This window comes from Saccharibacillus sp. CPCC 101409, assembly GCF_030518235.1.
In the GTDB taxonomy this organism is placed as follows: domain Bacteria; phylum Bacillota; class Bacilli; order Paenibacillales; family Paenibacillaceae; genus Saccharibacillus.
In genome coordinates this window covers 48,577-61,713 of sequence record NZ_JAULSA010000011.1, presented here as the reverse complement: position 1 = coordinate 61,713, position 13,137 = coordinate 48,577, and the positions used below count along the sequence as shown (strand labels likewise).

Sequence of the window (13,137 nt, the reverse complement as noted above, 5' to 3'; positions counted from 1 at the left end):
GACCGGTGCGATTTCCTTTTCCGACATCCGGTTTCCGTGCTTAGCGAACCTTCTTCTTATGTCGGCTGGATCGGGCAAAGTTTGAATCTCAATTTCAATATAAAATAACGAAATGGCGGAGATGAAGCGGGAATGGCAATCGTGAAGAAAAGACTCGGCGACCTGCTCGTCGAAAACGGCATTATTTCCGAAGAACAGCTGCAGCAGGCGCTGGTCGAACAGCGGGAGACGAAGCGCAAGCTCGGCGACCACCTGATTGCCCAGGGCACCATCACCGAACAGCAGCTGATCGAAGTGCTGGAATTCCAGCTCGGGATTCCCCACGTCAGCCTGTTTAAATATCAGATCGATCCGGCGATCACCCAGATTATTCCGGAAAGCATGGCCAAGCGCTATCAGGTGCTTCCTTTTATGAAAGAAGGCGGCAAGCTGATGGTGGCGATGGCCGATCCGCTCGACTATTTCGCGATCGAAGACCTGCGCATGAGCACCGGCTTCCGCATCGAACCGGCGATCTGTACGCGCGACGAGCTGCAAAGAGCGATCGCCCGGCACTACGGCCTGCGCGATTCGATGAACCAGATGATGGGCGAGCTGCCCAGCGTGGAGGACATCGAAGAGACGGAGATTACCGACGAAGACTCGCCGATCGTCAAGCTGGTCAACCAGATGATCCAGCAGGCGGTTCAGCTTCGGGCTTCCGATATCCACGTCGATCCCGGCGAAGCCAACCTGGCGATTCGCTACCGGATCGACGGATCGCTGCGGACCGAGCGGATGATTCCCAAGCAGATGCAGGGCTTTATCACGGCGCGCCTCAAGATTATGGCCAAGCTCAATATCGCCGAGCGGCGGCTGCCGCAGGACGGACGGATCAAGATGCAGGTCGATTACCGGATGGTCGATATCCGGGTCTCGTCGCTGCCGACCGTGCACGGCGAGAAGATCGTGCTCCGGCTGCTCGACCTGACGACCGGCGTGCAGTCGATGGACCAGCTCGGCTTCGACGAACGGAACAATACCGTATTTAAAGAAATGATCGAACGTCCTTACGGCATTATGCTGCTGACCGGACCGACCGGCAGCGGGAAGACCACGACTTTGTATTCGGCGCTTAACCACCTCAATACGGAAGAATCGAATATCATCACCGTCGAAGATCCGGTCGAGTACCAGATCGAAGGCATCAACCAGGTACACGTGAATCCGGCGGTCGGCCTGACGTTCGCGGCGGGCCTTCGGTCGATTCTGCGGCAGGACCCGAATATCGTCATGGTCGGGGAAATCCGGGATACCGAGACGGCGGAGATTGCGGTTCGCGCTTCGCTGACGGGCCACCTGGTTCTGTCGACGCTCCATACGAACGATGCGGTCAGCAGCGTCACACGGCTGCGCGATATGGGCATCGAGCCGTACCTGATCGCTTCGTCGCTGATCGGCGTCGTCGCCCAGCGTCTGGTACGCAGAATCTGTCCGGAGTGCAAAACGGTCTATACGCCGTCCGAACAGGAAAAAATTCTTATGCACAATAACGGAGTATTCGCCGATAAGCTTTATAAAGGCAAAGGATGCGGCAACTGCAGCAGCACGGGCTATCGCGGCCGCGTCGCGATTCACGAAGTCCTGCCGATGACCGATACGCTGCGCCGCATGGTAGGCGAATCGGCCAGCATCGAAGAAATGCGGGAAGTCGCCAAGCGCCAAGGCATGAAGTCGCTGCTCGAAGACGGTTTCCGCAAAGTCGAGCTCGGACTCACGACCATGCAGGAAGTAATCAAAGAAACCGTGGCTCACTAACCGATAGAAGTAACACGGAAGTAAGAGTGAAGAAAGCCGAGGAGCTGCTGAAGATGAACGAGAATAAGCGGACAATCGAAGAGCTGCTGCGGGAGATGCACGCCAGGGGAGCATCCGACCTGCATATCGCGGTGGGAGCACCGCCGAGCGTACGCGTGCACGGCACGCTGATGCCGCTGCCCGGCGAGCATGTAACTCCAAGCGAAGCCGAAGCGATGGCGTCGGATCTGCTCGGCGAAGAACGCTCGGCGCGCTTTCGGACCGAAGGCGAGATCGACTTCGCTTACGCGCTGCCCGGCGCGGACCGATTCCGGATCAACGTATACAGGCAAAAAGGTCATGCGGCGATCTCGGCGCGTTCGATCCCCGAGCGTATCCCGACGATGGAGCAGCTCGGGCTGCCGGCGGCGCTCGCAGCGTTGGCTCACCGGCCGCAGGGGCTGATCCTCGTGACCGGCCCGACCGGCAGCGGCAAGTCCTCCACTCTGGCCGCTATGATCCACGATATCAACAGCAGGACCAGCAAGCATATCGTCACGCTGGAAGATCCGATCGAGTTTATGCACGAGCACGGCAAATCGCTGGTGCATCAGCGCGAAGTGGGTCTGGATACGGCAAGCTTCGCGGACGGTCTGCGGGCGGCGCTGCGTCAGGACCCGGATGTGATCCTGGTCGGCGAAATGCGGGATCTGGAAACCATCTCGGCGGCGATCACCGCGGCGGAGACGGGCCACCTGGTCCTGGCGACGCTGCATACGACGGACGCGCCGAAAACGATCGACCGGATCATCGACGCTTTTCCGGGCTACCAGCAGCCGCAGGTGCGCACGCAGCTCGCTTCGGTGCTGACGGCCGTGATCTCGCAGCGTCTGCTGCCGAACCGCGGCGGCCAGGGACGCACCTGCGTGACCGAAGTGCTGGTCAATACGCCGGCCGTCGCCAACCTGATCCGCTCGGAGAAGATCCACCAGATCCGCAGCGTGATGCAGACCGGCAAAGCGCTCGGCATGCACACGCTGGAGATGAATATCCGCGAGCACTTGCAGCGCGGACAGGTTGATCCGGCGGCGGCCAAAGAATACATGACGGAGGTGACCGCCTGATGGCGCAGTTCGAATATCAGGTGCGAACCGGCGGCGGCAAGCAGCTCAAAGGCAAACTGAACGCCAGCGACAAAGCCGCTGCGATGGAAGAACTCCGCAAACGCGGGCTGAAAGTCTTCTCTCTGGTCGAGAAAAACAATACGGTACTGGCCAAAGAGATTTATATAGGAAACCCGGTTAAATCGATTCACTTCATTATTTACTGCCGTCAGTTCGCAACGCTGATCCGCGCCGGCATCACCATCGTCGACGCGACCACCATCCTGGCGGGGCAAACGGAGAGCAAAGCGCTGAAAGGCGCCCTGCTTCAAGTAGCGTCCAGCCTGCTGAAAGGGATTCCGTTCTCGCAGGCGGTGCAGGAGCATAAACGGATCTTCCCGGCTTTGTTCGTAAGCATGGTGCGGGCGGGCGAAGAAACAGGCGATCTGGAAGGCACGCTGGACCGGCTGGCCGTCTTTTTCGAGAAGCAGCACTCGACGCGCGAGAAAGTGAAGTCGGCGCTGACTTATCCGGCGACGGTAGCGATTCTGGCGATTGTATCGACGGTGTATCTGCTCTGGGCGATTGTACCGCAGTTCGTGACGATGTTCGATTCGTTCGATGCGAAGCTGCCGGCGATTACCGTAGCCGTAATGGCGCTTAGCAACAGTATTCAGAACTATTGGTACTTTTGGGGAATAGCAATTTTAATTTTGATTATTGCTTTCTTTGTGGCTAAACGGACAGAAAAAGGATCTTACTGGATTGACTATTTGAAGCTCAAAGTTCCGGTGTTTGGTAAATTGAATCAGAAGAGCTCCATTGCACAATTTACGCGTACATTTGCTTCATTGTATGCGAGCGCGGTTCCAGTGCTTCAATCGCTTTCAATCGTTGAAGACGTAGCGGGGAACCTGGTGATCGGCAAAGTAATCCGAAATGCAGGAGATTCTTTAAGACAAGGTCGTTCATTGGCGGAACCGCTTAAACAATCTTGGGTATTTCCACCGCTTGTAACACAAATGGTGGCAATCGGCGAAGAAACTGGTGCGCTTGGCGATATGCTCGGCAAAGTCGCAGATTTCTACGAAATGGACGTAGACAATACCGTCGATCGATTGAAGTCGCTGTTGGAGCCTCTGTTAATTGTATTTCTTGCGGCAGTAGTCGGTACGATTATGGCGGCAATTATGCTTCCGATGTTCACTCTGTACAGCAGTATTTCTTAAATGATTGGCGCGCGGCTCCGTATGAAGCGCTTTGCTTGGTGCAAAGATATGTATGGTGCCGCGATCCCTCTTCTATAGTCTTTAGGGCGGGGAAGGCAAGGCCGGATACCTATCCGGAAAATAATCCATGGGAGTGAAAAAATATGAATCAAGCAGCAGAGATGGTAAGCGAAGTGGAAGTGACTGGAACACAAAAGTCGACTTTCATGCAGCGTGTGTGGAAAAAGATGGGGAAAGAAGAAAAAGGATTTACATTGATCGAGCTCTTGGCTGTGTTGGTTATTATCGCGATTATCGCTGTTATTGCAATTCCGTTGATCGGTAACATCATTAGTAACTCTCGTAGCGGTGCAGATGTTGCAACAGGTAGACAAGTTTATGATGCTTCCAGATTATACATTACAGGTGAAGAGAATGGTAAGTTCTTCACTCCAGCAGATGGTAAAACTGCAGCGGTCGGTGCAACTGTAGATATTTCTGACATGCAAGAAAAAGGATATTTAGACAGCCCGCTTTCCTTACCAAGTACTAAAAAAGAAATTACTGAAGGAACGGTTACTTATACAGGTACAGGTTCGCTCGATAAAGTGACTTTAACTACGGAAGATGGTGAACAAACGATTTCGGCTAAGCAAATTCTGAGTCAGACCAAATAACCGACTTTAAAATCAATAATTCTCATATTTTTAAGCAAAGTGAGTCGGAAAACCTTGTTTTTCCGACTCACTTTGTTACTTACATTTTCTTTATCTCTTCACCCACCAATTCGGAATCTAAGCGGAGGACTAAAGGGATTGTGGAAAAGCGAAGCGGTCGCCTTTAACCTCTTATTTCCTCCTTATAAAAAGTATAATCGGGAAATAAGAGGTTAACAGCGATTGGAACAACCCTTTAGACCGCAGCGCCCATTCCGAATCAACAATCCCTTACTACACTTTATGACAATCTTCATCGCCATCTACATCACCATCGTCGGGTTATTATTCGGCTCGTTTTTCAACGTCGTCGGCCTGCGCGTTCCCGTCGGCGAATCGATCGTACACCCGCCTTCGCGCTGCTCCAACTGCAACACGAGGCTGGGCGCCAAAGACATGGTTCCGGTATTCAGTTACTTGTTCTCAAAAGGCAAATGCCGGCACTGCGGAGTCAAAGTCTCGCCGATCTATCCGCTGTTCGAGGCGGCGACCGGGCTTCTCTTCTTATGGACATTTCTCCGCTTCGGGCTGTCGGGGGCGGCGGTGATCGGGCTTATGCTCGTCAGCTTGTGCGTCATCGTGACGGTCGCGGATTTGAAATATATGCTCATCCCGAATAAAGTGCTGCTGTTCTTCGCGCCGATCCTGATCGTGCTCCGATTCGTATTTATGGAGGCGCCGTGGTGGCATTATGTGCTCGGAGGCGCGCTGGGCGGCGGAATCATTCTGCTGATCGCGCTGCTGACGAAAGGTATGGGAATGGGCGACGTTAAGCTGTTTGCTTTATGCGGCATCGTGCTCGGAATCGGGCCGACGCTGCTTGCCTTCATGCTGGCCTGCGCGCTCGGCAGCATCGTCGGCGGGCTGCTTATTCTTTTGAAAATCGTGCAGCGCCGCCAGCCGGTCCCGTTCGGGCCCTGGCTCGCGCTCGCCACGCTGATCGCTTACGGTTACGGAACGCAGATTATCGGCGGATATCTCTCGCTGATCGGTTAGGAGGAAGCATCGAGCATGCTGGGAATCGGAAGCAAAAAAGCGGGACTGACGATCGAACAGACCGGTGTCCGCTTTGTCCGTTTAAAAAACAATAAAACCTGGGAGATCGACAAACAGAGCTATCTGCCGCTCGAATCCGGGACGATTATCGAAAACCAGATTTCCGACGAAGACGGACTGCGCTCGCAGATTCGCCAATGGGCGGAGAAAGAAGGGCTCAAAGGCAGCCGCGTCGCGCTTTCGGTGCCGCCTTCGCAGGTCATCATCCGCAAAATGAGCATCCCGGCCGTTCAGCCGAAGCAGGTGCAGCAGCTCGTCGCGCTCGAAGTGGAGACGGGGCTGCATCTGCCTTTTGAAGAGCCGGTATACGACTATATTCCGATCGGCCGGGAAACGCAGCTTCAAGACGACGGCCGCGAAGAAGAAGTAACCCGTGTGCTCGTCTTCGCCGCGCCGCGTCCGCTGATCGCCCAATACGTCGAAATCCTGGACGAAGCCGGCATCAAAACGGACAGCGTGGAAGTGTCGGCGACGGCGCTTGCGCGCATGGCGGAGATTGCGCAGGGGCAGCCTTTTGGCGATACGATGCTGGTGCACCTGGAACACGCGCAGCTCGACGTCTACATGTTCCGCGAAGGCCATCCGGTGTTCATGCGCACGCTCAACCTGCTCGATCTGCAGCCGGAAGCGCCGCTGTTCGAGTCGGAATCGTATCTGGCGCAAAAGTCGGCGCTCGGTACGGACCGATTGGCTCCCGAACAAATCGTCGAGATTACGGCCGAAATTTCCCGGATGCTCAACTTCTACCAGTACAGTCTGCACGACGGAACCGCAAGAATCACCGAGCTCGTTGTAACCGGACCGGCAGCCAGCCGCGAGCAGTTAGTGAATGAACTGCGTTTGGCGCTGGCGGAGATCGATATCCATGAACTGAAACTGGAACAGCCGCCCGGCGGACGCGAAGAGAATGCTGCCCTTAACTTGTATCGAGTGTCGGTAGGCGCTGCGCTGCGGGACGAGAAGAACAGCCTGATCGACCTGCTGCCGCGCGAAGACAGGGAAACCAAGATCTTCCCGTACGCGCTGGGCGCTCTGCTGATTATCTGGGTGCTGGCGCTGGGAGGTACCGTTTTCTACTATCTCTCGGTCCAAAAAGAAACGGAAGCGCAGCAAACGCAGATCGAGCAGTTGAATACCGAATCCCAGGTCAAACAGCTCAAGCTCCAGGAATTGAACGGAAGCACCGCTTCGCCGGAAACGCTCATCCAGGAAATTCTGAAAGCCCGGACCGATGCGGTCGCCGTGCTGAAAGGCTTGAACGCGGCGATGCCAAAGGGAGGCATCATTCGCAATATCGCGTACAAGCAAGGAACGTCGATCGATCTTACGGTCGACTTTACGCAGATGGACCAGGCCGCGGCTTACCTGACCCGTTTGAAAGAAGCGGACTTTACGACAGACGCATCGATATCGAGACTGTATCAGGAAACGGATGCCGGAACGGGCATTGCTACCGCGTCGCGTCTGTACGGAGCCGTTTATCGGATCGATATGGCGGCGAGCAGCGAAGCGGCTTTAACCGGCAGCGCGGCGGACGCGCTCGTTCCGGAAGCGGGTTCCGCGGCGGATACACGAGGACTGGAGGTGGACACCGACGATGCAGCGAATCCTTAATAACCGCCAGGGCGTGATCCTGGGCATTACCGGGCTGTTCCTGCTTATCCTGGTGTTCTATATGCTGGCCGTCAAACCGAAAGTCGAGCTGTGGGAAAACCAGGATAACGAGATTGTCGGCTTGCAGCAGCAGAATACGCTGATGCAGAGCAAGATCGACGAACTGAGCAAGGAAGAAAGCGGCAGCATGACGGACGAAGAAATGACCGCCAAGCTTCCGCCCGATGCGGATTCGCAGCAGATCATCCTGGATATTCAGCGCATCGGCCAGCAGGCCAGCGTCAGATTGTCGGATGCCACTTTTGCGTATGAAGGAGAAGGACAGGATGCGTCCGCGTCGACGCCGATTTCCAAAGCGCTGACCGCAGAAGGACTGCGTACCGTTTACGTCACGGTGAATGTGGAAGGCGACTACGCGCACCTGCGCATGTGGCTCGACCAGCTCCAGCAAACGGAGCGGCTGACCACGGTCGATTCGGTCGGTTTTCAACAGCCCGCCGTGCCGAATACCCTCCTCGCCGCGACCGTCACCTTCACCGCCAGCTACTACCCGACGGCGGCGGGAACGGCAGCCGATGCGGACGGTACGAGCGATGCAGCCGACGCCGCCGGCACAACCGACGCAACCGACGCAACCGCCGATCCCGCGCAGTAAACGCCGGTAGACGCGGAGAGTTCGCATCGGTTATACTTTGGGAAGTGGGTTTTGAGTAGTTCTATAAGAATGATGCCGGGGGAGCACCCCGTAAGCTTCGGAGCCGCTTCTTGGCGTGCCCGGAGCTTTTTTGCAAGAGGGGAGAAAATCGCGAATAAGAAAAACCTCCCCCTGTTTTTTCGCGATTTCGTGCAGAGATGGGAAATCCGGGTCTCTACTCACGGGATAACAAATTTGTTACAATGAGTACATAGAGAGAAGCCCGGAACTTCGAATCCAAAGATCGGGAAGTGATACCGTGATCGACATGCAGGATGTGTGGAAGACATATCCGAACGGAACCCATGCGCTCAAAGGGGTTTCGGTCCAGATCGACCGCAGCGAATTCGTATACGTCGTCGGACCTTCGGGCGCCGGCAAATCGACGTTTATGAAGTTGATTTATAGAGAAGAAACGCCGAGCAAAGGACAGATTTCCGTCAACGGATTCAATCTGAGCAAGCTCAAGCAGAGAAACATTCCGCTACTGCGCCGCAATATCGGGGTCATTTTCCAGGACTACCGCCTGCTGCCCAAGCTGACCGCTTACGAGAACGTGGCGTTCGCGATGGAGGTCATCGAGACGCCGAGGCGGATCATGAAGAAGCGCGTGATGGAAGTGCTGGATCTCGTCGGGCTGAAAAGCAAAGCGGGACGCGAGCCGTCGCAGCTGTCGGGCGGCGAGCAGCAGAGAGTGGCGATCGCGCGAGCGATCGTCAACAATCCTTCGGTCATCGTCGCGGACGAGCCGACCGGCAACCTCGACCCGGAGACGTCCTGGGGCATTATGCAGCTGCTGGACGAGATCAACTTCCGGGGAACGACGGTCGTGATGGCGACCCATAATAGAGAGATCGTCAACACCATGCGCAAGCGCGTGCTGGCGATCGAAGACGGACAGGTCGTGCGCGACCAGCTGAGGGGAGAATACGGTTATGAATTTTAATACCCTTTTGCGGCACTTTCGCGAGGGCACCAAAAACGTATTCCGCAACGGCTGGATGTCGGTGGCTTCAATGCTGTCCATCGTCGTTTCGCTTATGCTGCTCGGGGTCGCGCTGCTGCTGGTGCTGAACCTGGACCGCGCGGCCGACCGGATCGACAAGCAGGTGGAAATCAGCGTTTACCTGAATCTCGAGATTACGAAGGCGGAAACGGATATCATCGAGCAGCAGATCCGCGAGATGCCGGAAGTGCAGGATATGACGTTCGTCTCCAAGGAAGAAGGGCTGGAAACGATGCGCCAGTCCCTGGGGGACGCGATGGTCAAAGGCTACGAAGAGAACGGCACCAACCCGCTGCCCGATATGTTCAAAGTCCAGGTGATCGAAGCGACGACCGTGCCTTTTGTGGCGGAGAAGATTTCGGCGCTGAACGATTCCAACCCGGACAAGCCGGTCTACGACGTGGATTACGGCAAAGGAACGGCGGAGAAGCTGTTCAAATGGACGCAGGCGATCCGGACGGTCGGCGTGGTGATTGTGCTGGCGCTCGGATTGATGGCGATGTTCCTGATTGCCAACACGATCAAAGTGACCATTATTGCGCGCCGGCGCGAGATCGCGATCATGAAGCTGGTCGGCGCGACCAACCGTTTTATCCGCTGGCCGTTCTTGATTGAAGGCGTGCTGGTCGGGATGACGGGGGCCGCGATTACGCTGGCCATTCTGCTGTACGGATACTATCGCGTCGAGCTGGCTTACAGCGGGTGGGACACCACGCAGTTCACGCCGCTGCCGCTGGGCGATTTATGGATATGGTTCAGCGTGTTGATTCTGGGTCTGGGCTTCCTGATCGGGGCCTGGGGCAGTACGATTTCGATCCGGAAATTTTTGAAGGTCTGACGGAAGAGCCTTTACAAAAGTCTGCACTCTACTTCGAAATAAAGGATGGGGAACGCGCTTTGAAAAAAACAGTCTCGATACTGGCTGCCCTTACATTGGCCGCAGCAATCGTCCAGCCCGCCAGCACTTACGCTTCGGGTTCGACCGACAAGATCGACCGTCAGCTCGAAGATTTGCAGAAAAAGCAGGACGATGCGCAGGCGCAGAAAAAAGCGGCCGAGGCGGACAAGCATGAGGCGCAGCACAATAAAAACAAAACGTCCGAGTACCTGAAGCAGGTACTGGCGAATATCGAAGTGGTCGGCGGCAAGCTGACCCAGGTATCGATGGAACTGGCGGAGACCGACGCGCAGCTGACGCAGACCAAGCAGGATCTGGAAGCGGCCAAGCAGCGGATCGAAGAGCGCAAAGGGCTGCTCGATACGCGCGTTCGCATGATGTATACGGACGGTTACGTTTCTTATCTGGACGTGCTGATGGCTTCGGCCAACTTCAGCGATTTCCTGAACCGCGCCGAATCGATCAAGCTGCTTGTCGGCCAGGACCACAATATTCTGGAAGAACACAAGCGCGACGAACAGATCGTCATCGAGAAGCAGGCGGATCTGGAAGCGCAGCAGGCCAAGCAGCAGACGCTGCTGGCGGAAGTCGAAAGTCACAAGAAAGACCTCGACGCCAAAGAAAAAGAAAAACGCGAGCTGATCGCGCAGTACGATTCGGATATCGAAGACGCGGATGAAGTCAGCGTCGAGCAGGATGCGATGCTGGTCGATTTCGCGACCAAGCGCGCCGATCTGGAGCGCGAGAAACGCGAGATCGAACTGGCGCAGCGCAAAGCGGCGGCCGAAGCCGCGCTGAAAGCCGCGCAGGAGAAAGCGCGTCAGGCCGAAGCGGCGAAGCAGGCGGAAGCGAAGCGTCTGGCGGACGCCGAAGCGGCCAAAGCGGCTGCGGCGGCTCAAGCGGCCAGCGTCAGCGACTACTCGTACAGCAGCGGCGATTCCGCTCCTGCCGATTCGGGTTCGGGCGACAGCTCGTACTCGAACAATACAAGCAGCGCAGCCATGCTGACGCCGGTGGACAACTACCGCATGTCGTCGGGTTACGGAACTCGGGTCCATCCGATCACGGGTAAAGTCAAAAAGCACACCGGGGTCGATCTGGCCGCTCCGCAGGGCACCGATATTCACGCGGCGGCCGACGGCGTCGTGACGGTGGCGCAGTGGTGGAACGGATACGGCAACACCGTCGTTATCGACCACGGCAACGGCGTCTGGTCGCTGTACGGCCACATCCGCGACGGCGGCCTGATGGTGACGCCGGGCCAAACCGTCAAGCGCGGCGAGAAGATCGCCGAAGTCGGCTCGACCGGCAACTCGACCGGGCCGCACTGCCATTTCGAAGTCCGCGTCAACGGATCGCCGGTCGATCCGGTTCCTTACCTGGGCTGGTAAAAAAAGCGGCTGTACAACACAAGTTGGACGAACCGAAAACAACGTACGAGTTCCCGTCCGGTTGCTGCCGGGCGGGACTTGCGGCTTTAGCGGAATTTGGGCAAAATAGAAGACAAGATTGCATGCAATCGGGAAACACGACGATCTATCAGTTAAGGACTCTGGGAGGCTTGCACCTATGATAAAGAAACGTACGGCGGTTCTGCTGATTATCGTGGCGATGATCATCGGAGGGGGAGCGGTGCTGGCCTTGACGAATTACCCGATCTTCGCAAGCAGCGGAGCGAGCGCCAGCGCCGGGCTCAGCCAGCAGGACATGAACAAGCTCGACACGGCGGTGAAGCTGCTCGAAGACAACTATTACAAAGACGTGGATCACGACAAGATGGTCGAAGGCGCGATCAACGGCATCGTCGGCTCGCTGGACGATCCGTACTCCGCTTATATGGCGGTCGACCAGGCCAGCCAGTTCAACGAATCGATCGAAGGCTCGTTTACCGGCATCGGGGCGGAAGTCGAATTGAAGGACAAGCAGGTGACGGTCATTTCGCCGATCAAGAACTCGCCGGCGGAGAAAGCGGGCATCCAGGCCAACGACGTGCTGCTGTCGGTCGGCGGCGAATCGCTGGCCGGATTGGATCTGCAAACGGCCGTATCCAAGATTCGCGGGCCCAAGGGCAGCAAAGTCACGATTATGGTGCAGCGTCCGGGGACCAAAGACCCGATCAAATTCGAAATTACGCGCGACGACGTCGAACTCGAAACGGTTAACGCGAAGATGGAAGACGGCAAGATCGGGGTGATCGAAGTGACCCAGTTCTCTTCGAATACGGGCACGCGTTTTGCCGAAGAATTGTCCAAGCTTGAAAAGCAGGGAATGAAAGGTCTCGTGATCGATCTGCGCAGCAATCCGGGCGGACTGCTGAACGTCGTGGTCGACATGGCCGAGAAGTTTGTGCCGAAAGGCAGCGTTATCGTGCAGGAAGAGCAGCGCGGCGGGGCGCGCCAGACGGTGCGTTCGGACGGCACGGCTTCGAAAAAGAAATATCCGGTGACGGTGCTCATCAACGGCGGCAGCGCCAGCGCTTCGGAGATTATGGCCGGCGCGCTCAAGGAATCGGCGGACGCCAAGCTGCTCGGCGAGAATTCGTTCGGCAAAGGCACGGTGCAAACCAGCGTTCCGGACAAGCTCGGCAAAGGAACGCTGCTCAAATTCACGATCGCCAAATGGCTGACGCCGGACGGCGAATGGATTCACGAAAAAGGCATCAAGCCGGATGAAAAGGTCAGCCAGCCGGATTACTTCTCGGTTGCGCCGATCGACAAAGAGCAGACGCTGAAATACAACATGAACAACGACAACGTCAAAAATGCGCAGATCATGCTGAGCGGGCTCGGCTACGATACCGGACGCAAGGACGGGTACTTCGACGCCGCCACCAAAAAGCAGGTTCAGGCGTTCCAGACGAAAAGCAAGCTGACCGTCAGCGGCATGATCGACGCGAAGACCGCGGCGGCGCTGGAAGCGGCGATCCTGAAAGCCATCGCCAATCCGGCAAACGATACGCAGTTGAACAAAGCGATTAAAGAATTGAAGCAGGAAGCTTTGGCTCCCGCGTCGAATTCTTAATAGACGAATAATCAAAACGGAGAAGGCGCAAGCCTTCTCTTTTTC

11 protein-coding genes are annotated in these 13,137 nt (G+C 56.4%); all 11 read left to right on the top strand.

Features of this window, described 5'->3' with window-relative positions:
• Window positions 1-132: 132 nt before the first annotated feature.
• On the top strand, window positions 133-1,797 hold the full coding sequence (locus QWJ34_RS19955) for a GspE/PulE family protein (protein ID WP_302730573.1): 1,665 nt from the start codon (window positions 133-135) through the stop codon (window positions 1,795-1,797).
• A 53-nt stretch (window positions 1,798-1,850) separates the two neighbouring features.
• The gene (locus QWJ34_RS19950; RefSeq protein ID WP_302730571.1) at window positions 1,851-2,900 is read left to right on the top strand and encodes a type IV pilus twitching motility protein PilT; all 1,050 of its coding nucleotides are present in this window, start codon (window positions 1,851-1,853) and stop codon (window positions 2,898-2,900) included.
• Window positions 2,900-4,108, top strand: a complete 1,209-nt coding sequence (locus QWJ34_RS19945) for a type II secretion system F family protein (RefSeq protein ID WP_302730569.1) — start codon at window positions 2,900-2,902, stop codon at window positions 4,106-4,108. The genes QWJ34_RS19950 and QWJ34_RS19945 overlap by 1 nt, the downstream gene beginning before the upstream one ends.
• A 143-nt stretch (window positions 4,109-4,251) precedes the next feature.
• A complete protein-coding gene (locus QWJ34_RS19940; protein WP_302730567.1) occupies window positions 4,252-4,764 on the top strand; it encodes a prepilin-type N-terminal cleavage/methylation domain-containing protein in 513 nt (170 codons plus the stop codon).
• Window positions 4,765-5,046: 282 nt separating this feature from the next.
• Window positions 5,047-5,799 carry a prepilin peptidase gene (locus QWJ34_RS19935; protein WP_302730565.1) on the top strand — a complete coding sequence of 251 codons (753 nt, stop codon included), beginning with the start codon at window positions 5,047-5,049 and terminating at the stop codon, window positions 5,797-5,799.
• A gap of 15 nt (window positions 5,800-5,814) precedes the next feature.
• On the top strand, window positions 5,815-7,473 hold the full coding sequence (gene pilM, locus QWJ34_RS19930) for a pilus assembly protein PilM (RefSeq protein WP_302730563.1): 1,659 nt from the start codon (window positions 5,815-5,817) through the stop codon (window positions 7,471-7,473).
• A complete protein-coding gene (gspM, locus tag QWJ34_RS19925; RefSeq protein WP_302730561.1) occupies window positions 7,457-8,128 on the top strand; it encodes a type II secretion system protein GspM in 672 nt (223 codons plus the stop codon). Before pilM ends, gspM begins: the two co-directional genes overlap by 17 nt.
• Before the next feature lie 298 nt (window positions 8,129-8,426).
• A complete protein-coding gene (gene ftsE, locus QWJ34_RS19920) occupies window positions 8,427-9,113 on the top strand; it encodes a cell division ATP-binding protein FtsE (RefSeq protein ID WP_302730559.1) in 687 nt (228 codons plus the stop codon).
• The gene (gene ftsX, locus QWJ34_RS19915) at window positions 9,103-10,011 is read left to right on the top strand and encodes a permease-like cell division protein FtsX (protein WP_302730557.1); all 909 of its coding nucleotides are present in this window, start codon (window positions 9,103-9,105) and stop codon (window positions 10,009-10,011) included. The genes ftsE and ftsX overlap by 11 nt, the downstream gene beginning before the upstream one ends.
• A 59-nt stretch (window positions 10,012-10,070) precedes the next feature.
• On the top strand, window positions 10,071-11,462 hold the full coding sequence (locus QWJ34_RS19910; RefSeq protein WP_302730555.1) for a M23 family metallopeptidase: 1,392 nt from the start codon (window positions 10,071-10,073) through the stop codon (window positions 11,460-11,462).
• A gap of 178 nt (window positions 11,463-11,640) precedes the next feature.
• Window positions 11,641-13,092: a S41 family peptidase gene (locus QWJ34_RS19905; protein ID WP_302730553.1), complete on the top strand. Its 1,452-nt coding sequence runs from the start codon at window positions 11,641-11,643 to the stop codon at window positions 13,090-13,092.
• Window positions 13,093-13,137: the final 45 nt, after the last annotated feature.

Bases quoted from the DNA above. Each gene is read 5' to 3' on its own strand.
- QWJ34_RS19935 (WP_302730565.1), top strand. From the start codon at position 5,047: ATGACAATCTTCATCGCCATCTACATCACCATCGTCGGGTTATTATTC.
- ftsX (WP_302730557.1), top strand. From the start codon at position 9,103: ATGAATTTTAATACCCTTTTGCGGCACTTTCGCGAGGGCACCAAAAAC.
- QWJ34_RS19940 (WP_302730567.1), top strand. From the start codon at position 4,252: ATGAATCAAGCAGCAGAGATGGTAAGCGAAGTGGAAGTGACTGGAACA.
- QWJ34_RS19955 (WP_302730573.1), top strand. From the start codon at position 133: ATGGCAATCGTGAAGAAAAGACTCGGCGACCTGCTCGTCGAAAACGGC.
- QWJ34_RS19950 (WP_302730571.1), top strand. From the start codon at position 1,851: ATGAACGAGAATAAGCGGACAATCGAAGAGCTGCTGCGGGAGATGCAC.
- pilM (WP_302730563.1), top strand. From the start codon at position 5,815: ATGCTGGGAATCGGAAGCAAAAAAGCGGGACTGACGATCGAACAGACC.
- QWJ34_RS19945 (WP_302730569.1), top strand. From the start codon at position 2,900: ATGGCGCAGTTCGAATATCAGGTGCGAACCGGCGGCGGCAAGCAGCTC.
- gspM (WP_302730561.1), top strand. From the start codon at position 7,457: ATGCAGCGAATCCTTAATAACCGCCAGGGCGTGATCCTGGGCATTACC.
- QWJ34_RS19905 (WP_302730553.1), top strand. From the start codon at position 11,641: ATGATAAAGAAACGTACGGCGGTTCTGCTGATTATCGTGGCGATGATC.